We start from the raw sequence: 21,234 nt of genomic DNA, 5'->3' as shown, positions 1-21,234 counted from the left end.
GTACCACCACACGGGTGTGACAGACACCACGGGTACAACACGCTCGTGCTTGGATGCATGGCGCCAGAGGCTTATAAGCAAAAAGCGCCTCTAGCCCCCGTAAAATATAGTTATATCGCTATCAAACAAATAGCAAATACAAAAACCTCAGGTCGCCGCCCGGCGCAGCGTTTCCACCACGGGGCGGTTCAGCACCTCACGCAGGCCCCACCAGCCGGCCGCCAGCGCCAGCACCGCACCGGCCAGTCCGCCAAACACCGGCACCCACAGCGACACGGTCCAGTCAAACTCGAACACAAAACGCGCCAGCGCCCAACCGACACCCCCGGCCACCACAGACGCCAGCACACCGGCCAGCAGGCCCACACCGGCCAGTTCGGCACGCTGCACCTGGCGCAGCAGGCTGCCCTTGGCGCCCACGGCGCGCATGATGGCGTATTCACGGGCACGCTCCTCGCGTGTGGCGGTCACCGCAGCAAACAGCACAACCAACCCCGCCGCCAGCGTGAAGCCAAACAAAAACTCAACGGCACGGATCACCTGGTCCAGCACCCGCTGCACCTGGGCAATGGTGCTGGTCATGTCCACATTGGTCACATTGGGGAATTGGCGCACCAAGGCGTTGTCGAAGCCCTTGGTCGGCGGCGCCTTGAAGGCGCCCATGTAGGTGGTGGGCACGTTGTCCAGGTTGCTGACGGGGTAGATCACAAAGAAGTTGGCCCGCATGCTGCCCCAGTCCACCTTGCGCAGCGAGGTGATTTTGGATTCGGTCTGTTGCCCGCCGATGTCAAAGCGCAGCACATCACCCAGCTTGAGCTTGAGCGTGGTGGCAATGCCGTCTTCCACGCTGATGGCACCGGCTTCCTCCGTTGTCCATTGGCCGCCCACGACCTCGTTTTGCGGGGGCAACGTGGCATTGAACGAGACATTGAACTCGCGGTCCACCAGGCGTTTGGCACGGTCTTCGGTGTAGTCATCGGGTGTGACGGCGCGGCCGTTCACGGCGACCAGGCGGCCGCGGATCATGGGGTACCAGTCGTAACGCTGCACACCCGCGTCCTTGAGCATTTTCTGGAAGCCGTCCGACTGGTCTGGCATCACGTTGATGACAAAACGGTTGGGTGCATCGGGTGGTGTGGCCTTGCGCCAGCTGCTGATCAGGTCGGTCCGCAGCAGCACCAAAAGCACCAGGGCCAGCAGGCCCACGGCCAGCGCGCTGACCTGCACCACGGTGTAGGCCGGGCGGGCCGACACCTGGCGCGTGGCCAGCACCAGCCAGCGCGGGGCCGTGGCCTCGTTGACGCTGCGGCGCAGCACCTTGACCGCTACCCAGCTCAGGGCTGCGAACACCAGCACCGCCCCACCAAAACCGCCCACGGCAATCATGCCCAGCGTCAAATCACTGCTGGCAGCCAGCAACAGGGCCGCAAAACCCAGCACACCCACCGCCAAAACCCCCAGCGAGGCCGGGCGCAGGTTGCCCACATCGCGGCGTATCACGCGCAGCGGTGGCACCTGGGCCAGTTGCAAGACGGGCGGCAGGCCAAAGGCAAACAGCAGGGTCAGGCCCATGCCCATGCCCAGCAACACCGGCCAGAAGGTGGCCGCTGGCAGCGCAGCATCCACCAGGCCTGCCAGCAAGGCCACAAACAGGTAGTGCACGCCGTAACCCACCAACACACCCAGGGCGCTGGCAAAAGCACCCACCAGCGCAAACTCAAACGTATAGGCCGCGGCAATGGTGCGCTGGCGCAGGCCCAGCACCCGCAACATGGCGCAGTCGTCCAAATGGTTGGCGGCAAAGGCGCGGGCCGACAGGGCCACGGCCACCGCGCTTAGCAGCGCCGCGAGCAAAGCAACCAGGCTCAGGAACTTGTCGGCCCGGTCCAGGGTCTGGCTCATCTCAGGCCGCCCGGCCTGCAATGATTCGACCCGCAGGCCACGCAGGCCGTTGGCGCTGGATTGTTTAACCTGGGCATCTGCCCAGGTCACAAAGGTCTGCACGGGTTTTTCGTCTCCGGCCACGGCCATGCGGTAGTTCAGACGGCTGGCGGGCTGTATCAGTTTGGTGGCGGCAATGTCGGCGGTGTTGATCATGACCCGGGGGGCGAAGTTCATGAAACCACCGCCCCGGTCGGGCTCGATAGCAATGATGGTGTGCACGGTCAGGCGGGCATCACCCAGCAGCAGCGGGTCACCCATCTTGAGGCCCAGGGCCTCCATTAAGGCCACATCCACCCAGGCCTGCCCTGGCGCGGGAATGGCCCGGGTGGCGGCGCTGGGCGCATCGGGCGCGCTGGCCACCCGCAGGCTGCCCCGCAGGGGGTAGCCCGGCTCCACCACTTTCAGCGCCACCAGTTTGGCAGCGCCGCCCTGCTCTTCCGCGGCGCGGGCCATGGTGGGGAAGCCCAGGCTGGTCACCACATTCAGGCCCAGGCTGCGGGCCTTGTCGACAAAGGCCGCAGGCGTCGGGTTGTCGCTGGAGATGACGGCATCACCGCCCAGCAGCTGGCGTGCATCACGCTGCAAACCGCCTTTGAGCCTGTCAGCAAAGAACCCCACCGCGGTCAGGGCGGCTACCGCCAGGGTCACGGCCACGATCAACAGCCGCAAGTCACCAGAGCGCAGGTCCCGCCACAGGGTGCGCCAGCCCAGAGTCCAAAATGAAATAGTCATGGCGCTACCTTAGCGCATCTCGGCCCCAAGCATCGGCTAAGGGGACATGGGCTGCCAGTCGTTATGCTGTGCCCCTTTGCAAACCTGTGAGTCCATGAACACCATGAAAACGATACTACGCCTGGCCACAGCCGCCAGCCTGCTGGCACTGCTGTGCCTGGCAGGCTGCAGCGGCATGGCGACCGCTGACCACCCCGCTTCCAGCACCAGCCGCGCCGCCGACATCGCCCAGCTGACCCGACAGGCCCATGCCTGGGACCAGGCCATTGTGCGCAAGGACAAAGTGGGCATAGAAGCCAATATGACCGAGGACTTTCGCCAGATCGACGGGGGTGCCGACATCGAGACCAAGGCCTCGTTTGTAGACGGCCTGTTGTCCCCCAAGCTGACGATCAACCCCTACACGGTAGAAGACTTTGAGGTGCGCTTGTATGGCGACACGGCCCTGCTCAGCGGGCGCACCCGCATGACCGGCAGTTATGACGGCAAGGCCTTTGACTCGCATTACCGCTACATCGATGTGTATGTGCGCACCAACGGTGTGTGGAAAATTACCAGCGTGCAGATCACCAAGATGCCCAAGTAAACCAGCCCAGTTAAGGAGTGTCAGACCATGATTGAAGCCCTGCGCACGGTGCGCTACACGGTTGGAGACCTTGCCCAGGCCGAGCACTGGTACAGCCAGTGGCTGGATGTGTTGCCCTACCCCGTCAGCGGTGGTGTGTTGCGGTATGGCGTGGACGGCTCCTGGCTGGAGCTGGTGGAAGACCCCGTCCAACCGGCGCACCGCGGCGTGCTGGCCTACTGGGGTGTGGACAGCCTGGGCCAGGAACTGGAGCGCCTGCAGGCCCTGGGCATACACCCGCAGACGCCCCCGGTGCTGGCGGACACCCACAACCCACCCACCGCCACCTTTGTGGATCCCTTTGGCAATGTGGTCGGTTTGGTCGAGGTGCACGACCCCCACGCGCAACGGGCCCGCGAGCACCGCGCAGCCGAGAAAATTGCACTGCGCAAGGTACGCGCCGTGCTGGACGGCCTGGGTGCCGAGGACCGTCAGCAACGCAGCGCGAACCGGCTGGTGCTGGCCCTGGTCGTGGTGGTTCTGCTGATCAGTGCCTTTGCCCTGTTCAAGATGCTGCCCAACCGGGCCCAGGAAGACCGGATTGTGATCCCCATCACCGGCAAGAAATATGCGCCGCAACCCTAGTTTTGGGCTTTTCCAACGCGGGTCAATCCGCTACAGTGGAGGGTATAAGGTCAAGGAGGAACGCGGATGTTCAATTTTTTCAGACACAGCGTCCCCACCGACGCTGCCGATTCGCGGCTCACCCCACACTCCGTCCCCCCTGCAGCCCCCTCCCCCAGCATCAAGCCCCACGCCGACATCCAGCGCGAGTTGGTCCGCGTGGTGTTCAAAGATACGCTGCGCCGCCACGGCATCCCCTCGGAGTGGCTGACCTGTGAGGCCAACACGGTCCCCAATGGCCCGCGCGGGGAAGAACTGCATATCCAACTGGTGGTGGTGCAATGGCATGAGCTGCTGATGCGCTACGCCCGCGCACTGGAGCTGCAATTGCTGCGGGGTCTGGACCGGTTTGAACCCATGGTGGACCACGCCCAGAAGTGCACCATCAGCTGGCGCTTTTCACCCGAGTGTGGCTGCCCGTTTACCGTGCTGCCGCCACCCGTGGTCTGGGCCCACGACGCTGCACCCGAACCGGTGGAAGAAGAACCCCCATCCATACTGGACCGGCGCCAAAGAAAACGGCCGCCCAAGGATGCTGCCCCTGCACCAGCCGCCGCCCCCGCGACCACACGCCGCCGCGATGCGGATGATCCTGGCGACTACGAGCGCACCGAGCTGTCACCCTTCCGTTAGCCCCGCATGGCAAATGCTACAACAATGGTAGCATCATAGGTATATACGACGGGGGCTACAGGCCAATTTCACCAATTACGCCTCAGGTCGCCTTGCTGATGGTGATGGACGGAAACTTGCTGGAAAAGTCCTTGTTGCGGGCCGCAATCGACACCGCCACCTGGCGCGCCACGGCCTTGTAGATGCCGGCGATCTCGCCATCGGGGTCAGCCACCACGGTGGGCTGGCCGCTGTCGGCCTGCACGCGAATCTGCAGGGCCAGGGGCAGCGCGCCCAGGTAGTCCATGGCGTAGTCCGCCGCCATCTTCTTGCCGCCGTCCGCGCCAAAGATGTGTTCCACATGGCCGCAGTTGCTGCACACGTGTACAGCCATGTTTTCGACAATGCCCAAAATCGGCACGCCCACCTTTTCAAACATCTTGATGCCCTTTTTGGCATCCAGCAGAGCAATGTCCTGCGGCGTGGTAACGATGACGGCGCCGGTCATGGGCACGCGCTGGGAGAGCGTGAGCTGGATATCGCCGGTGCCGGGTGGCAGGTCGACGATCAGGTAGTCCAGGTCTTTCCAGTTGGTCTGGCGCAGCAGCTGCTCCAGCGCCTGCGTGGCCATGGGGCCGCGCCAGATCATGGCCTGGTCACCATCCACCAGAAAGCCGATAGACATGACCTGCACGCCATGGTTTTCCATCGGCTCCATGGTCTTGCCGTCGGCGGATTCAGGTCGGCCCTGCAGGCCCATCATCATGGGCAGGCTGGGGCCATAGATGTCGGCGTCCAGCAGGCCCACGCGCGCACCCTCGGCGGCCAGCGCCAGCGCGATGTTGACGGCGGTAGTGCTCTTGCCCACGCCGCCCTTGCCAGATGCCACGGCCACGATGTTTTTCACACCGGGCAGCAGTTGCACACCGCGCTGTACCGCATGGGCCACGATGTTTGTCGTTACATTGACCGACACATTGCCCACACCGGCCACGCCCTTGGCCGCGGCAATCAGCGCAGCCCGCAGGCTGGCAACCTGGCTCTTGGCGGGGTAACCCAGTTCCACATCAAAGGCCACGTCACCACCCGCTACGCTGAGGTTCTTCACCGCTTTGGTGGACACAAAATCTTTGCCGGTGTTGGGGTCGATCACGCCCTGGATGGCTTCCTGGATCGCTTGCACTGTCACGCTCATTCAATTTCTCCAAAAGATGCGCCTAGTCTATCGATTCGGGTTAACCCCCGTCGCGTCCATGCATACCGGGCATTTACAAGTACCCACCACCTCCCATAATGGTTGGCATATGCCAGAGCCAATCTCCCACGTGCGCCCCGCAGGGCTTTTGTTGACCGGAGGCGGCGCACGCGCGGCCTACCAGGTGGGCGTGCTGGAGGCCATTGCCGACATACGCCTGGCCTGCGGCGCGGGCAACGAGCCCAACCCTTTTCCCATCATCACCGGCACATCGGCCGGCGCCATCAATGCCTCGGCCCTGGCCTGCGGCTCGGACAATTTCGACGCCACGGTGCGGCTGATCGCCGAAACCTGGCGCGGCTTCCACGCCGACCAGGTCTACCGCACCGGCCATCTGTCCATGCTGCGTTCGGGTGCCACATGGCTGACGCTGCTGTCCATGGGCTGGATACTGGCCAAGTGGCGCCGGGTCAAACCCCGTTCGCTGCTGGACAACGCCCCGCTGGCCGAGCTGCTGACCCGCCTGGTGCCACTGGAGCGCCTGCCCGACCTGATACGCCAGGGCCATATGCAGGCGCTGGCCGTCACGGCATCCAGCTACAGCTCGGGTGAACACGTGACCTTTTACGAGGGCGACAAGCGCCTGCTGCCCTGGATACGCAGCCAGCGCCTGGCCGTGCAGGACAAGATCACCCATGCCCACCTATTGGCATCCAGCGCGATCCCTTTTGTGTTCCCGGCGACCGAGCTGCATATCAACGGCCACATGGAGTACTTTGGCGATGGCTCCATGCGCCAGTCCGCGCCCTGCTCACCCGCCATCCACCTGGGGGCGGACCGCATCCTGGTGGTGGGCGCCGGGCGCATGCACGAGCCCAAGAACCAGCAGATGCCGCTCGCCGCAGCCGCCTACCCGTCCATCGCACAAATAGCCGGCCACGCCTTGTCCAACATCTTTCTGGATGCGCTGGCAGTGGATGTGGAACGCGCCCAGCGTATCAACCAGACCATCAAGCTGGTGCCCGAGGCGGCCCGCCAGGCCAGCGCCTTGCGTCCACTGGAGCTGCTGGTCATATCGCCCAGCGAACGCATTGACATGATCGCGTCCAAACACATCGACGCCCTGCCCCACGCCGTGCGCACCATGCTGGGTGGTGTGGGTGTGTCGTCGCGCAAGGCGGACGTGAAGGGTTCGGCGCTGGCCAGCTACCTGCTGTTTGAGACTGGCTACACCAGCGAACTGATGGCCCTAGGGTATGCCGATGCACAGCGGCAGCGGCTGGAGATTTGTGGTTTCTTCAACTGGACCGATCCTGAGGCGGTGTGTTTGCTGGACGATAAATCCAGCCGCCTGCCAACCGGTGTGGACCGGCGCAGGGACCCGCTGCGGCTGCGATAGGGTTTCGTGGTTCGCCCCGCCGGCGCGGGCGGTGTGAACGTTTTGCTCCGTGTCCCCCGCCCTTCGGGCTCCTCCTTTACCTGCGCAAAACGCCCACACCGCCCGCGCCGGCTCCAGCTTTGGACCTTCGCGCGACTAAAATCACTGGTTCCTCTGTGAAAGTTGATTACTTCCCATGCCACGCCAACTCTTCGTCACCACCGCCCTCCCCTACGCCAATGGCCCATTCCACATCGGCCACATCATGGAACACATCCAGGCCGATATCTGGGTGCGGTACCAGCGGATGCAGGGCCATGCGGTGAATTTTGTCTGCGCGGACGATACGCATGGTGCGCCAATCATGATTGCAGCCGAAAAGGCTGACAAAACGCCGGAGCAGTTTGTTGCAGACATTGCGGCCGGACGCAAACAGTACCTGGACGGGTTCCACCTCAGCTTTGACAACTGGCACAGCACGCATTCGCCCGAAAACACCGAGCTGGCGCGCCAGATTTACCGTGACCTGCGCGACCTCTCTGCCGATAAAGGTGGCTCGCTGATCGAGACCAAGACCATCGAGCAGTTCTTCGACCCCGAGAAGAACATGTTTTTACCGGACCGCTACTTCAAGGGCGAGTGCCCCAAGTGCCACGCCAAGGACCAATACGGAGACAACTGCGAGGTGTGTGGCTCGGTCTATGCACCGACCGATTTGATCAACCCGTTCTCGGTGTTGTCGGGCGCCAAGCCTGAGCTCAAGAGCTCCGAGCATTTCTTCTTCAAGCTGTCCGATCCGCGCTGCGTGGACTTCTTGCAGAAGTGGACGCAAGACGGGAAGCTGCAGCCCGAGGTGGCGAACAAGATCAAGGAATGGTTCAGCGTTCGCACCAACCCCGATGGCAGCAAGAGCGAAGGACTCGGCGACTGGGACATCAGCCGCGATGCGCCCTACTTCGGTATCGAGATTCCCGATGCGCCGGGCAAGTATTTCTATGTGTGGCTGGACGCACCGGTGGGCTACCTGGCGTCGCTGAAGAACTGGTTCGACAAGGGCGGCCCCAAGATCAAGCACGGCGATACGCGCAGCTTTGACGAATACATGGCTGCCGACGACACCGAGCAGTACCACTTCATCGGCAAGGACATCGTGACTTTCCACACGCTGTTCTGGCCCGCGATGCTGAAGTTCAGCGGCCGTAAGACGCCCAACAACGTGTTTGTGCACGGCTTTTTGACGATCAACAACGGCGAAAAGATGAGCAAGAGCCGTGGCACTGGCTTGAGCCCGCTCAAGTACCTAGACCTGGGCATGAACGCCGAGTGGCTGCGTTACTACCTGGCGGCCAGACTCTCAGCCCGCAATGAAGACATTGACTTCAATGCCGATGACTTCATGGCCCGTGTGAACAGCGACCTGATTGGCAAATACGTCAACATCGCCAGCCGGGCGGCGGGCTTTTTGACCAAGCGGTTTGAGGGCAAGCTGACCAGCGACTTTGGTACCACCGGTGCCGCCCTGCTGGCCGATGTGCGCGGTGCGGGTGACGCTATTGCGCAGATGTATGAGACCCGCGAGTTCGGCAAGGCCACGCGCGAGATCATGCTGCTGGCCGACAAGGTTAATGCCTATGTGGACCAGAACAAGCCCTGGGACCTGGCCAAGGATGTGGCCAACAACCAGGCGCTGCACCAGGTCTGCTCGGTGCTGATCAACACCTTTGCCACGCTGACCCGTTACCTGGCGCCGGTGCTGCCTGGCCTGGCCACGGCTGTGCAAGGCTTCGTCGGCAGCGACATGACGCGCTGGCAAGTAGCCGGCAACGTGCAGGCCATCACACCCTACCAGCACCTAATGCAACGTGTCACCCCCGAACAACTCGATGCACTGTTTGAGCCTCCAGCCCCCGTGGAATCTGCTCAGCCCGCTACTGTAACAATAGCAACTGTGCCCGGCGGCGAAGAAATCGCCCCAGTCATCGGCATCGATGACTTCGTCAAGATCGACCTGCGCATCGCCAAGATCGTCGAATGTGCGGCGGTGGAAGGCTCCACCAAACTGCTGCGCCTGACGCTGGATGCTGGCGAAGGCCGTATGCGCAATGTGTTCAGCGGCATCGCCAGCATGTACAAGCCCGAAGAATTGGTCGGCCAGCTCACCGTGCTGGTGGCCAACCTGGCGCCGCGCAAGATGAAGTTTGGCATCTCCGAAGGCATGGTTCTTGCTGCCAGCCATGGTGATGAAAAAGCCAACCCCGGTATCTACATCCTCAACCCATGGCCCGGCGCACAGCCCGGCATGCGCATCCACTAAAAACCCGCGTTCATGAGCCACCGCATCCACTGGTGGACCGACGTTCACCGCAGCGCAACGACCAACCTGCGCCTGGGCTGCGTCCTGGCGGGTGTTGCAGGGGCTACCAATGCGGGTGGTTTTCTGGCCGTGGGGCAATACACCTCGCACATGTCGGGCATTCTGTCCTCGGTGGCCGACAACCTGATCCTGGGGCAAATGCAGCTCGCGCTTGTGGGCGTGGCGCTGGTGGCGGCCTTCATCGGCGGCTCCATGACAACCGCCTGGATGGTGAACTGGGCCCTGCGCCGCAATATGCGCAGCGCCTTTGCCCGCCCCCTGGTTGTGGAGGCCGGGCTGCTGCTGGTGTTCGGCATTTTTGGCACCGCCATCGACCATTTTTCGACGCTGTTTGTACCCGTCACCGTGCTGCTGTTGTGTTACATCATGGGCCTGCAAAACGCGGTCATCACCAAAGTGTCCCACGCAGAAATCCGCACCACCCACGTCACGGGTTTGTTGACCGACCTGGGCATTGAGCTGGGCAAGTTGTTCTACCTCAACGGCTCCACATTCCCCAAGAAGGTTGTTGCCAACCGGGGCAAGCTGCGCATCCACGCCAAACTGGTGGGCAGCTTTTTTGGCGGTGCGCTGCTGGGTGCCTTTGGTTTCAAACACGCCGGTTACATCGCCACCGTGCCCTTGGCCTTGCTGCTGTTGCTTCTGACCGGGGGGCCCATTGCAGACGACCTGCGCCACGGCAGACTGGCCTCGGGCCTGCCGGATGCTCCCGAGCGTGTGGCCCCGCCGCAAGAATCGCCGTAGTGCCAGTCGTGAAGATGTGATGAGCACCCCACAGACAGCATCTGCACAGCGGTCGGCACACCACTGGTTCAGGCCCCGCATCGTGGACGCGTTGCAGGGCTACAACCGGCAGCGCTTTTCGCAGGATGTGGGCGCGGGGCTGACTGTGGGGGTGGTGGCCCTGCCACTGGCCATGGCCTTTGCCATTGCCAGCGGGCTCAAGCCCGAGGCCGGTTTGTTCACCGCCATCATTGCCGGGCTCATCGTCTCGCTGCTGGGTGGCAGCCGGGTGCAGATCGCCGGGCCGGCGGGCGCCTTCATCGTGATTGTGTACGGCATTGTGGAGCGTTATGGCCTGGCCAACCTGATCATTGCCACGGCCATGTCGGGCGTCATCCTGTTCGCCATGGGTTTCTTCCGGCTGGGCACGCTGATACGGTTTATTCCAGTCTCGGTGGTGATTGGTTTTACCAACGGCATTGCGGTGCTGGTGGCGGTGTCGCAAGTCAAAGACTTTTTAGGCCTGCGCATAACCAGCATGCCAGGGGATTTTTTTGGCATCCTGTCCAGCCTGCGCGCCGGCCTGCCCACGCTCAATGGTGTGGCCACGTTGTTGGCCGTCACCAGCCTGGGCCTGATCGTGTTGTGGCAATTCGGCATGCCGCGCCTGGGTACACGCTGGCCCTGGGCGCGGCGGCTGGCCCTGGTACCCGGTGCGGTGGTGGTCCTGGTGCTGGCCACGCTCTGTGTTGCGGCGCTGCAGCTTCCGGTAGAGACGATTGGCAGCCGTTTTGGCGGCATTCCATCGGCACTGCCCACGCTGCAGTGGCCTGATTTCTCGTGGGCATCGGCCCGTTTTCTGTTCATTCCTGCCATGACGTTGGCGCTGCTGGGGGCCATTGAATCCCTGTTGTGCGCCCGTGTAGCCGACGGCATGGTGGACGACCGCCACAACCCCAACCAGGAGCTGATGGCCCAGGGTGTGGCTAATTTTGTAGTGCCATTTTTTGGTGGCATGCCGGCCACCGGCACCATTGCCCGCACCGTGACCAATGTCAAAAGTGGTGCCAACAGCCCCATCGCCGGTGTGGTGCATGCCGCCACGCTGTTGCTGGTGGTTCTGGTAGCCGCCCCGCTGGCGCGCAATATCCCGCTGGCGGCCATGGCGGCCATTCTGATGTTTGTGGCCTGGAACATGGGCGAGTGGCGCGAGTTCTGGCACCTGCGCCAATACCGCCTGCCCTACCGGGTCACGCTGCTGGCGGTGTTTTTCCTGACCGTGGTGTTTGACCTGACGGTGGCGGTCGAGGTGGGCCTGGTGGCGGCCTGCATCACCTTTATCTACCGCATCTCCAGTCTGTCGCGCTGCGAGACTGTGGTGCTGGCAGACGTCCCGGGCCTGGCCGACCGGCCGGGCGTGGACCAGCAGATGGCGGCCTACCGGCTGTATGGTGCGCTGTTTTTCGGCGCGGTCAAGCTGGTCGAGGATGTGCAGGACGCCCTGCCCGCGCGGGTGCTGGTGCTGGACCTGAAAAACGTGATCTACATCGACTCCTCCGGTGCCGACGCCCTGCACGACCTGGCCCGCAGTTGCCGAAAACACGGGGTGCGCCTGCTGGTCTGCGGTCTGATGCACCAGCCCCTGGACATTGCCCGGCGCAGTGGTCTGGTCACCCTGGTGGGGGAGGATGCCCTGTTTGCCGGCCTGACCAGCGGCCTGGCCGCCGCGGAAGAATGCCTGCCGCCCCTACCTTCGCCCGGAGCCTGACCCTTTAGACCGGTAAAATGGCCGCAACACGCTCCCAACAGCTGCACGAGGTCACCCCATGAGTTTTTTCCGCCGCCCCGACTACAAGTCCGACACCACGCTGTTCCTTGAGCAACTCAAGCAGGAAAAGCCCACGCTGGTGGGTGAACAGCGCAAGGGCCTGGCCCTGCTGTGGAACAAGCTGGTAGACCGCGACGCCTGGACCGGTTACCGCAAAGCCAAAGTGGCACAGAAGCCCTACGTTTACCAGACCAGCAACAAGCTGTAGACCCTAGTCTATAAGCCAAATCAGGCTCTAGCCCCCGTCGAATATGACGATTTTGCTATTGCTTCGATAGCATACCCATGACGCAAGTCACCCCCACTGTCGGCGAACCCGATGCCGATCTGGCCATACTGCCGGCCATGCCGCAGGTGGTAGACCACATTGCCGTGGCGCGCCTGTATGGCGAGCCGCTGTTTGCGATGCCGCAGGATTTGTACATCCCGCCGGACGCGCTGGAGGTCTTTCTGGAGGCCTTTGAAGGCCCGCTGGACTTGCTGCTGTACCTGATCCGCAAGCAGAATTTCAATATTCTGGACATTCCCATGCTCAGCGTGACCAAGCAGTATCTGGTCTATGTGGACCAGATCCGCAAGCGCAACCTAGAGCTGGCGGCCGAATACCTGCTGATGGCAGCCATGCTGATCGAGATCAAATCGCGCATGCTGCTGCCGCCCAAGAAGGTGGCCGAGGGACAAGAGGCCGAAGACCCGCGCGCCGAGCTGGTGCGCCGCCTGATCGAATACGAGCAGATGAAACTGGCCGCGGCCCGCCTGAATGCCATCCCCCAGTTTGGCCGCGATTTTTTGAAGGCCGAGATCACCATCGAACAGTCCCTGGTGCCGCGTTTCCCCGACGTGCATGTGGTCGATTTGCAAGAGGCGTGGCGCGACATTTTGAAGCGCGCCAAGCTGGTCCAGCACCACAAGATCACCCGCGAAGAGCTGTCGGTGCGGGAACACATGGGCATGGTGCTCAAGCGTTTGCAGGGTCGGCGCTTTGTGGGCTTTGAGGATTTGTTTGACCCCGAGAGTGGCGCGCCGGTGCTGGTGGTCACTTTTATCGCCCTGCTGGAATTGGCCAAGGAAACTCTGATCGAAATCACCCAGGCCGAGGCCTTTGCGCCTATCTACGTGCGGCTGGCGTACTCTCCCACGTAAACAGCAGCACGTTGACTGCGATACGGTTAGTATTCGCCCGATCACGTCCCCAAACCGTCACCGGAACCTTCCTCCCCCATGACACAACAAACACCTGACAGCAACGCAGCTGCGCTGCACGCCACGCCTTACGGCACCTTGCCACCCGCATCCCCCATGCCCAGCCGCAAGCCCATCAGCCTGCCACGCCTGGCAGAGATGCGCACCCGGGGCGAAAAAATCACGATGATCACCGCCTACGACGCCACCTTTGCGGCGGTGGCGGATGCAGCGGGCATCGACAGCATTCTGGTGGGTGACTCGCTGGGCATGGTCTGCCAGGGCCTGCACACCACGGTGGGCGTCTCGCTGGAGCACATGCGTTACCACACCGAGATGGTGTCACGCGGCCTGCGCCGCGCACAGGCCACGGCCTGGCTGATTGGTGACCTGCCATTTGGCTCCTACCAGGAGTCCAAAGAGCAAGCCATTCGTAGCGCTGGGGTTCTGATGCAGGCCGGTGCCCACATGGTCAAACTCGAAGGCGGTGGTTGGACCACCGAGACTGTTCGCTTTTTGGTGGAACGCGGCATTCCGGTTTGCGCCCACTTGGGGCTCACACCCCAGACGGTGCACTCGCTGGGCGGCTACCGCGTGCAGGGCAAGACCCAGGTCAGCGCCGACCTGCTCAAGCGCCAGGCGCATGAGTTACAAGACGCCGGCGCCAGCATGCTGGTGCTGGAGATGGTGCCCGCACCGCTGTCCAAAGAACTCACCGACGAACTGGTGCACTGCGCCACCATTGGCATAGGCGCCGGCAAGGGCACGGCAGGCCAGGTGCTGGTGATGCACGACATGCTGGGCCTGAACCTGGGCAAGAACCCGAAATTTGTGCGCAACTTCATGGACGATGCCAGCACCATACGCGGCGCGTTTGAGGCGTATGTAGCCGCCGTCAAAAACGGCAGCTTCCCCGACGACAGCCTACACGCATGGTGAAGCAGCGGCCATGAAACTTGTCCATACCCTGTCTGATCTGCGCGACCACCTGAGCGCCTATCGCCACCCCGCCGTGGTGCCCACCATGGGCAACCTGCACGCCGGCCACCTGGCCCTGGTGCGCCAGGCCAAGCCGCTGGGCGACATCACGGTGTCCACCATTTTTGTAAACCGGCTGCAGTTTGCGCCGCACGAAGATTTCGACACCTACCCGCGCACCCTGGACGCCGATTGCCAGCAGTTGGAGGCAGCCGGTTGCGACCTGGTCTTCGCGCCCAAAGAGGCGGAGATGTACCCCCAGCCGCAAACCTTCAAGGTGCACCCACCCACCGAGCTGGCCGACATTCTGGAAGGCCACTTCCGCCCCGGCTTTTTTATTGGTGTGTGTACCGTGGTGCTGAAGCTGCTGTCGTGCACACAGGCGCGCACTGCGCTGTTTGGCAAGAAGGACTACCAGCAGCTGATGGTGATCCGCAACATGGTCAAACAGTTTGCGATGCCGGTGAACATTGTGGGTGGCGAGACCCAACGCAGCGAGGATGGCCTGGCGCTGTCATCCCGCAACGGTTACTTGAGTGCTGCCGAGCGCCAACAGGCCGTTCAGTTGTCGGCCACGCTGAAGACCGTGGCCGAGGCACTGCGCACCAACACCGTGCTGGACGCCGCGGGCATCAGCCGTCTGGAATCCCAGGCCATGCAAAGCCTCAGCAACCTGGGCTGGCGCCCGGACTACGTGGCCGTGCGCCGCCAGGCCGATCTGCAGCCTGCGCAGGCCGGTGACGCCATGGTGGTGCTGGCCGCGGCCCGCCTGGGTGCGACCCGCTTGATCGACAACCTGGAAGTGTGATGCCAGGCGCGGCGCTGCATGCACCGTCTGCACCGCCTGCCGGGCCATCATCCCCGGATGCCCTGCGTTATCGCAGCGTCACGCTGCCCCTGCTGTTGCGCCACGGCAGTCCGACGGAAAAACGCTGGATTCTGGGCTGCTGGTTGGCCTCGCTGCTGGCCAGTGTGGGCCTGGGGCTGGCCACCGTGGTTTACCAATGGTCCGGCATTGCACTGCCCTTTGCCGGCGTGCAGGTATACCTGACCATCTACCCGCCCCTCATCATCTGCCTGTGGTGGACCCTCAGTTTTGGTTGGGCCTGGGGGGCCGTGCCCGGTTATGTGGCAACCCTGACGCTGGCGCTGTATGCCGGCATGCCAACACCGTGGGCGCTGCTGTTTGCCTTTGCCAACCCGCTGGGTTTTGCGGTCATGTCGCAGAGCTACCGGGCGGTGGCCGTGCCTTTGCACATGCGGTCCGTGCACAGTGTGGTTTTTTACATCCTGATTGCGTTTGTGGGTGCGGTCTTCAGTTCCGCCGGAGCCCTGATCTGGATACACACCAACCGCATCGACACCGTGGCCTCACTCCCCATTTGGCAGGGGTGGTGGCTGGGCGGTTTTCTGCAAAGTGTGCTGATTGTTGGCCCCCTGTTGGCGGTATCCTGGCCACGCCTGGCGCGCTGGCAGGCCCAACACCCCGAGTATTTTCAGCCCGAGTCCACCGACCGCAAGCGGCGCAACCTGCGGCTGATGTTGCTCATCACCCTGGGCGTGCTCGGGTATGGCATGACGACGGTGTGGCTGGGCACTAACGCGGTCCGGCAGGCGCTGGGCGCGGGTGACAGTGGCAAGTTTCTGGAGGCGACCCAAACCCTGGTCGCTACCACCTGGGCCTTTTACTGGGTGTCTGCGGTGGTCATCGTGTTTGTCGGTTTTTTTGGGTACCGCGTCTTCACGTACTGGATCGACTCCAACGACCTGCTGCTGCAGCAGGTGGCGCGCACCCATGCGGAACTGCGCCTGGCCTCTCGCACCGACATGCTGACCAACCTGCTCAACCGCCGCGCCATGGAAGAGGCCCTGCAGCAGCAAACACAACGTTGCATGCGGTTTGCCGAGCCAACCGCCCTGGTCATGCTGGACATAGACCATTTCAAAGCCATCAACGACAGCCACGGCCACGATGTGGGCGACACCGTGATCCGCCGCGTGGCCCAAACCATCACCGCGTCCATTCGTACCATCGATGTATCGGCCCGCTGGGGCGGTGAAGAGTTTTTGCTGATACTGCCCAATGTGGATGTGGCCGGAGCCACCACGCTGGCCGACCGTATCCGCGAGGCCATTGCGGGCCAGACCGTGCCCACCGAAGGAGCCGCAGCGCTGCAATTCACAGTGAGCCTGGGCATTGCCATGTTCCACCCCAAGCACCCCGACCACGAAACCTGGATCAAACATGCCGACCAGGCGCTGTACGCGGCCAAACACGGCGGGCGCAACCGCACGGCGGTGTGGCAGGAAGCGGTGTTAGCGTTTTAATCCGCGGGTTTGGCGGCTGGTGTTTGGCGCATGCAGACCTTGCCAGGCAATGGATGTGGACGCTGAGAGCTGAGACCGTACGGGCTCACCACCTCGTGAGCCCACGCATGGGCCATCTGTCGGCGGCCCCAGCGGACATCCAATAGCACTCCAGTCCGCCGCGTGCGTTGCCGCTACTTGCCCTCCGCCCCATGAGCTTCAGCTGGCTGGGACGTCTTCCAGTCGATGGACGGCTCTGGCAAATCCTGACCACCGCCGCTTGACAAGGCTCTTTGATGCAATATACTATGCATTACATAGTATTAAGGTATTGCATAGTCATGGATGACGAAGAGAACGAGTCACAGGAACGCTGGCAGGTCCAGATGCGCAAGGGCACGCTGGAGCTGGTGGTGCTGGCGGCGCTGAAGGGCGGCGCGCTGTATGGGCTGGACCTGCTGCGCCAGTTGCAGGAGTTCCCGACCACAGCCATCAGCGAAGGCACGCTGTATCCGCTGCTGGACCGCCTCAAGCGGGATGGCCTGCTGGACGCCCAATGGGTGCAAGCGGGTGACACCCGGCCGCGCAAGTACTACCAGCTCAGCAGCAAGGGCCTGCAACGGCTGGCCAGTCTGAGCGCCTGCTGGCTGCAGACGGCCGAAGACATCGGGCAATTGATCAGCCGCACGACGCAACGCGGCGAGAGCACACAAGAAGGACACTGAAATGGACACGCAACAGAAGATTCAAGACTACAGCCGCGACCTGGCTCGCTATCTCGCGCCACTGGACCCGGCCGACGCCGCCGAGGTGATCCGCGAAATCGAGAGCCATGTGCTCGACGTGCTCGAACAGCAAGAGCGGCTGGGCAAGACGGTCGGGCTGGAGGCTATCCTGGCCGGCTTCGGCCCGCCGCGTGAACTGGCATCGCGCTACGTGGCCCATGTGCTGGCCGGCACGCCGCCGCCCACGGGCTTCCGCGCGATCCAGACCGTCAAGCGGGGCGTGACGCGCGGCCTGTACTGGTCGATGGCGGGTTTTGGCTACGGCCTGGCCCTGTTTTGCCTGGGCCTGGCACTGGTCAAGCTGCTGGGGCAAGACTCCGTGGGCATGTGGTCGACTGCCGGTGGCAACAGCGTGGTCATCGCCTTCACCGGCGCACCGCATCCAGATATGCCCGAGCTGCTCGGCCGCATGTTTGCACCGATCGGCTTCCTGCTGGCGGCGACCATCGGCTTGCTGACCCACCGCGTGCTGCAGGTCTTGAACCGGGCCATGAAGACCTGACTCGCCTTTTGCGCCACTTCCCTGCTGGTGCTGCTCATACTCGCTGTTCCGACCATTGCGCTGGCTCTGGCTTATGGTGTCGACTACGGCGACGACAAGCGGGCCTACAAGGTCGACGCCGAAGGCCCTGTACACGGCCAAACACGGCGGGAGCAACCGCACGGCGGTGTGGCAGGACGTGGTGGCACCGATTTAAGCCGCGAGCTTGGCGGCTGGTGTTTGGTGCATGTAGACATTGCCAGGCAATGGATGTTGACGCTTGCGGAGTCTCAATAGCTATTATTTTTATAGCTATAGGCTTATATTTCACAGGGGCTAGAGCACGATTTCGCTTGAGACGATTCGGCTTGGCACTGTGGCTTAAATGGGGGACTACACACCCCCTCAGACCAAATCCCTGCCTTTGGTGTCCGCGCCTCACCCATCGCACCCGCAGAGTTTGGGGCAGTGGTCCCCGCCGATTTGTGGGCCTTTGACACCATGAGGCGGGGACCACTGCCCCAAGCTCTGCTGCCAGATGCAACGGCAATCTACAAAAACCGATCCAGAATTTTCTTGCTCCGCGCATCCAGCGCCAGCTGGTCCTTGATCAAGAACTGGATGCCATGTGAATCCGCCACCAGCAGGCTGCCCGCGGTGCCAATGCGGCGGATGTCTTCATCACCCTTCAACACAAACTCGGTGTCGCCACGGTCGGTTTCCACCTTCCAGGTGCAAGGTGTCGAGAAACTGGTCACCGACACAATGGTGCTGATCACGGGCATGAACTCGCGGCTGGCCAGCTCGGTACGGATCAGCGACTGGGCAGGTTCGGCGAGGTCGACCAAGGATTCGATCCAGGCGACTTCGTGGCCATCGGTATCGACCATGGAGATGCCCACTTCGGGCGACTGGATGGGGAAGGCCCGCACCGGCACCACACCCTCCGAACGCTCGCCCTGCGCGTTGGTCAGGATCAGCTTGCCAAAGGTGTCGCGCTGCAGCGTCCAGCCGCTGGTAACCACAATGCTTTGTTCGTTCATTTGTCTGACGCGTCCATGTCAACGTCCATATTGCGGGCTTGGGCCTGGTACAGGTTGAAGTAGGCGCCCTCGGCGGCCATCAGCACATCGTGCGGCCCCTCTTCCACCACGCGGCCACGGTCCAGCACCACCAGGCGGTCGGCGCGGTGCAGCGTGGACAGGCGGTGCGCAATGGCGATCGTGGTGCGGCCCTTTACGAGGTTCTCCAATGCCTTCTGGATTTCTTTTTCCGTCTCGGAGTCCACCGACGAGGTGGCTTCGTCCAGAATCAAAATGCGGGGGTCGATCAGCAAGGCGCGTGCAATGGAAATGCGCTGCCGCTCACCACCTGACAAGCCCTGGCCGCGCTCACCGACCATGGAGTCATAACCCTGGGGCAGGCGCAGGATGAATTCGTGGGCATGGGCCGCACGTGCGGCGGCAATGATCTCGGCACGTGTCGCGTCGGGCTTGCCGTAGGCAATGTTTTCGGCGATGGTGCCAAAGAACAAGAAGGGTTCCTGCAAGACCAGGCCGATGTTCTGGCGGTAGTCTGAAATGGCATAGGAGCGGATGTCCACACCATCCACCAGGATCGCACCTTCAGACACGTCGTAGAAACGGCAGATCAAGTTGACCAGTGTGCTTTTGCCCGAGCCGCTGTGGCCCACCAGGCCAATCATTTCACCGGGCTCAATCTTTAGGTTGATGCCGCGGTTCACCTCGCGGTTGCCGTAGCGAAAGCCCACATCGCGCACCTCAATACGCCCCTGCACCTTGCCCATGGCCACGGGCTGCGCGGGCTCGGGCACGCTGGAGACGTGGTCCAGGATATCGAAGATGCGCTTGGCAGCCGAGGCCGATTTTTGCGTGACCGACACGATGCGGCTCATGGAATCCAAGCGACCGTAAAAGCGGCTGATGTAGGCAATGGCCATCAGCAGCATACCGACGGTGATCTTGCCGTTGGACACCTGCCAGATACCAAAGGCCCAGACCACCAACAAACCGATTTCGGTCAGCAGCGACACGCTGGGTGAAAACAGTGACCAGATCTTGTTGATGCGGTCATTGACGACCAGGTTGTGGTGGTTGGCTTCGCGGAAGCGTTTGGCCTCACGCTGCTCCTGGGCAAAGGCCTTGACCACACGGATGCCGGGAATGGTGTCGGCCAGCACGTTGGTCACCTCGCCCCACACGCGGTCGATTTTTTCAAAGCCTGTGCGCAGGCGGTAACGCACAAAATGGATCATCCAGCCGATAAAGGGCAAGGGCACCAGCGTGATCATGGCCAGGTAAGGGTCCATCGTGAACAAAATGACGGCGGTCATCACAATCATGACCACGTCACTGGCAAAGTCGGTCAGGTGCAGCGACAGGTAGACGGCAATGCGGTCACTCTCACTACCCACACGGGACAACAAATCGCCCGTGCGTTTGCCGCCGAAGTATTCCAAAGAGAGTTTCAACAGGTGTTCATAGGTGGTGGTGCGCAAATCGGCCGCAATACGCTCGGACACCAGGGCCAGCACATAGGTCTTGCCCCAGCTCAGCACCCAGGCCAGCAGACCCGCACCCAGTAATGCAGCCAGGTAAAAAGCAATGGTGCCCGGGGGTACGGTCTGGCCACTCTGCAGCGGGATCAGCACCTTGTCGACCAGGGGTGCGGTCAGGTAGGGCGGCACCTGGTGAGCTGCCGTGCCCAAGAGCATCAGCACAAAGCCCAGAATCAGTTGGCCCTTGTAGGGTTTGGCAAAGCGCCACAGGCGAAACAGGGTCCAGGTGGACGGTGGTGTGTGGACCACCTTGGTGCAAATGGGGCATTCTTCCTGGTCTGGCTCCAGCGGGGCCTTGCAGCTGGGGCACACGTTTTGCAGCACCTGGGCCAGGGGTTTGCCAGACAGGTAGCTGTCCAGGCCGGCCTGAAACTGGTTGCTCAGGCGAATGGCGTGCAGGTTTTGCGCCAGGGTGAAGCGCCAGGTGGCCAGCAGGCCGTTGGTATCCACCAGGTTCAGGTGGCCTACACCGGCGTGGTCGTGGTGGCGCAGTTCCAGGCCGTCGCGGTAGGCCCATTCCTGCCAGACGCTGGCACCGGCGGCCCGGCTGAGCAGGCGCTGGTTGGTGATGACCACCAGACTGGGCACAAAATGCAGCTTGGCATCAAGGTCAACCTCCAGCGCCGCCAGAACGTTCTCATGGGGTCGAAGCTGCGATTGCGCGGCTTCGCGCCAACGGACAGAGATATCACCCGTCTGGGCACTCTCGGATAGAACAACAGGGGTCATGGGTACAGCAGAATGGTCGCAGAATGGTCGAATACTTAGAACCAGAAACCGGGTGCAATGCGATTGCAGCAAGCTGCATACTTTACGATACTCGGTTTGGAACACTTTGACCCAAATTCACAGGGGATGGGGTCGAATGAGAATACACAACGCGGTCAG

19 protein-coding genes are annotated in these 21,234 nt (G+C 62.5%); 15 read left to right on the top strand and 4 right to left on the bottom strand.

Going from position 1 to position 21,234, the window contains the following annotated elements; genetic code table 11:
* Nucleotides 1-147: 147 nt before the first annotated feature.
* The gene (locus tag HZ993_RS21505; protein WP_209394738.1) at nt 148-2,676 is read right to left on the bottom strand and encodes an ABC transporter permease; all 2,529 of its coding nucleotides are present in this window, start codon (nt 2,674-2,676) and stop codon (nt 148-150) included.
* A gap of 103 nt (nt 2,677-2,779) precedes the next feature.
* Here HZ993_RS21505 and HZ993_RS21500 point away from each other — a divergent pair, with 103 nt between their 5' ends.
* The 3 genes from HZ993_RS21500 to HZ993_RS21490 all read left to right on the top strand — a co-directional run bounded on the left by HZ993_RS21500 (nt 2,780) and on the right by HZ993_RS21490 (nt 4,558).
* Nucleotides 2,780-3,262 (top strand): nuclear transport factor 2 family protein, encoded by a 483-nt coding sequence (locus HZ993_RS21500; RefSeq protein ID WP_209394737.1) that lies wholly within the window; start codon nt 2,780-2,782, stop codon nt 3,260-3,262.
* 27 nt (nt 3,263-3,289) lie between these two features.
* On the top strand, nt 3,290-3,886 hold the full coding sequence (locus HZ993_RS21495; RefSeq protein WP_209394736.1) for a VOC family protein: 597 nt from the start codon (nt 3,290-3,292) through the stop codon (nt 3,884-3,886).
* 66 nt (nt 3,887-3,952) lie between these two features.
* Nucleotides 3,953-4,558: a hypothetical protein gene (locus HZ993_RS21490; protein WP_209394735.1), complete on the top strand. Its 606-nt coding sequence runs from the start codon at nt 3,953-3,955 to the stop codon at nt 4,556-4,558.
* Between the two features lie 82 nt (nt 4,559-4,640).
* Here the strand turns inward: HZ993_RS21490 and apbC are convergent, their stop codons facing one another.
* Complete coding sequence (gene apbC / locus HZ993_RS21485) at nt 4,641-5,732, bottom strand: iron-sulfur cluster carrier protein ApbC (RefSeq protein WP_209394734.1); 1,092 nt, start codon at nt 5,730-5,732, stop codon at nt 4,641-4,643.
* Between the two features lie 109 nt (nt 5,733-5,841).
* Between apbC and HZ993_RS21480 the strand changes: the two genes are divergently transcribed.
* The 12 genes from HZ993_RS21480 to HZ993_RS21425 all read left to right on the top strand — a co-directional run bounded on the left by HZ993_RS21480 (nt 5,842) and on the right by HZ993_RS21425 (nt 18,065).
* Nucleotides 5,842-7,131 (top strand): patatin-like phospholipase family protein, encoded by a 1,290-nt coding sequence (locus tag HZ993_RS21480; protein ID WP_209394733.1) that lies wholly within the window; start codon nt 5,842-5,844, stop codon nt 7,129-7,131.
* Nucleotides 7,132-7,306: 175 nt separating this feature from the next.
* Nucleotides 7,307-9,424: a methionine--tRNA ligase gene (gene metG, locus HZ993_RS21475; protein WP_209394732.1), complete on the top strand. Its 2,118-nt coding sequence runs from the start codon at nt 7,307-7,309 to the stop codon at nt 9,422-9,424.
* A gap of 12 nt (nt 9,425-9,436) precedes the next feature.
* On the top strand, nt 9,437-10,228 hold the full coding sequence (locus HZ993_RS21470) for a YoaK family protein (RefSeq protein WP_209394731.1): 792 nt from the start codon (nt 9,437-9,439) through the stop codon (nt 10,226-10,228).
* A 19-nt stretch (nt 10,229-10,247) separates the two neighbouring features.
* Entirely contained in the window at nt 10,248-11,975 is a 1,728-nt protein-coding gene (locus tag HZ993_RS21465; RefSeq protein ID WP_209394730.1) for a SulP family inorganic anion transporter, read from the top strand.
* Between the two features lie 58 nt (nt 11,976-12,033).
* Complete coding sequence (locus tag HZ993_RS21460; protein ID WP_209394729.1) at nt 12,034-12,243, top strand: DUF3460 family protein; 210 nt, start codon at nt 12,034-12,036, stop codon at nt 12,241-12,243.
* Between the two features lie 77 nt (nt 12,244-12,320).
* Complete coding sequence (locus HZ993_RS21455; RefSeq protein ID WP_209394728.1) at nt 12,321-13,178, top strand: ScpA family protein; 858 nt, start codon at nt 12,321-12,323, stop codon at nt 13,176-13,178.
* 78 nt (nt 13,179-13,256) lie between these two features.
* A complete protein-coding gene (panB, locus tag HZ993_RS21450; protein ID WP_209394727.1) occupies nt 13,257-14,156 on the top strand; it encodes a 3-methyl-2-oxobutanoate hydroxymethyltransferase in 900 nt (299 codons plus the stop codon).
* 10 nt (nt 14,157-14,166) lie between these two features.
* Nucleotides 14,167-15,003, top strand: a complete 837-nt coding sequence (gene panC, locus HZ993_RS21445) for a pantoate--beta-alanine ligase (RefSeq protein WP_209394726.1) — start codon at nt 14,167-14,169, stop codon at nt 15,001-15,003.
* On the top strand, nt 15,003-16,523 hold the full coding sequence (locus HZ993_RS21440) for a GGDEF domain-containing protein (protein ID WP_209394725.1): 1,521 nt from the start codon (nt 15,003-15,005) through the stop codon (nt 16,521-16,523). Before panC ends, HZ993_RS21440 begins: the two co-directional genes overlap by 1 nt.
* A gap of 320 nt (nt 16,524-16,843) precedes the next feature.
* Nucleotides 16,844-17,227, top strand: coding sequence for a PadR family transcriptional regulator (locus HZ993_RS21435; RefSeq protein ID WP_209394724.1), 384 nt, complete (start codon nt 16,844-16,846; stop codon nt 17,225-17,227).
* A gap of 1 nt (nt 17,228) precedes the next feature.
* Nucleotides 17,229-17,789, top strand: coding sequence for a hypothetical protein (locus HZ993_RS21430; protein ID WP_209394723.1), 561 nt, complete (start codon nt 17,229-17,231; stop codon nt 17,787-17,789).
* Nucleotides 17,790-17,816: 27 nt separating this feature from the next.
* On the top strand, nt 17,817-18,065 hold the full coding sequence (locus HZ993_RS21425; protein WP_209394722.1) for a hypothetical protein: 249 nt from the start codon (nt 17,817-17,819) through the stop codon (nt 18,063-18,065).
* Nucleotides 18,066-18,319: 254 nt separating this feature from the next.
* On the opposite strand, the gene HZ993_RS21420 is transcribed toward HZ993_RS21425, so the two are convergent.
* Nucleotides 18,320-18,811: a DUF1854 domain-containing protein gene (locus HZ993_RS21420; RefSeq protein WP_209394721.1), complete on the bottom strand. Its 492-nt coding sequence runs from the start codon at nt 18,809-18,811 to the stop codon at nt 18,320-18,322.
* Nucleotides 18,808-21,075, bottom strand: coding sequence for an ABC transporter ATP-binding protein (locus HZ993_RS21415; protein ID WP_209394720.1), 2,268 nt, complete (start codon nt 21,073-21,075; stop codon nt 18,808-18,810). Before HZ993_RS21415 ends, HZ993_RS21420 begins: the two co-directional genes overlap by 4 nt.
* Between the last annotated feature and the right edge of the window lie 159 nt (nt 21,076-21,234).

Origin of the sequence: Rhodoferax sp. AJA081-3 (assembly GCF_017798165.1) — a bacterium.
Classification (GTDB): domain Bacteria; phylum Pseudomonadota; class Gammaproteobacteria; order Burkholderiales; family Burkholderiaceae_C; genus Allorhodoferax.
Note: the sequence above shows the minus strand (reverse complement) of the source record. Positions and strands in the feature narration are given on the sequence as shown.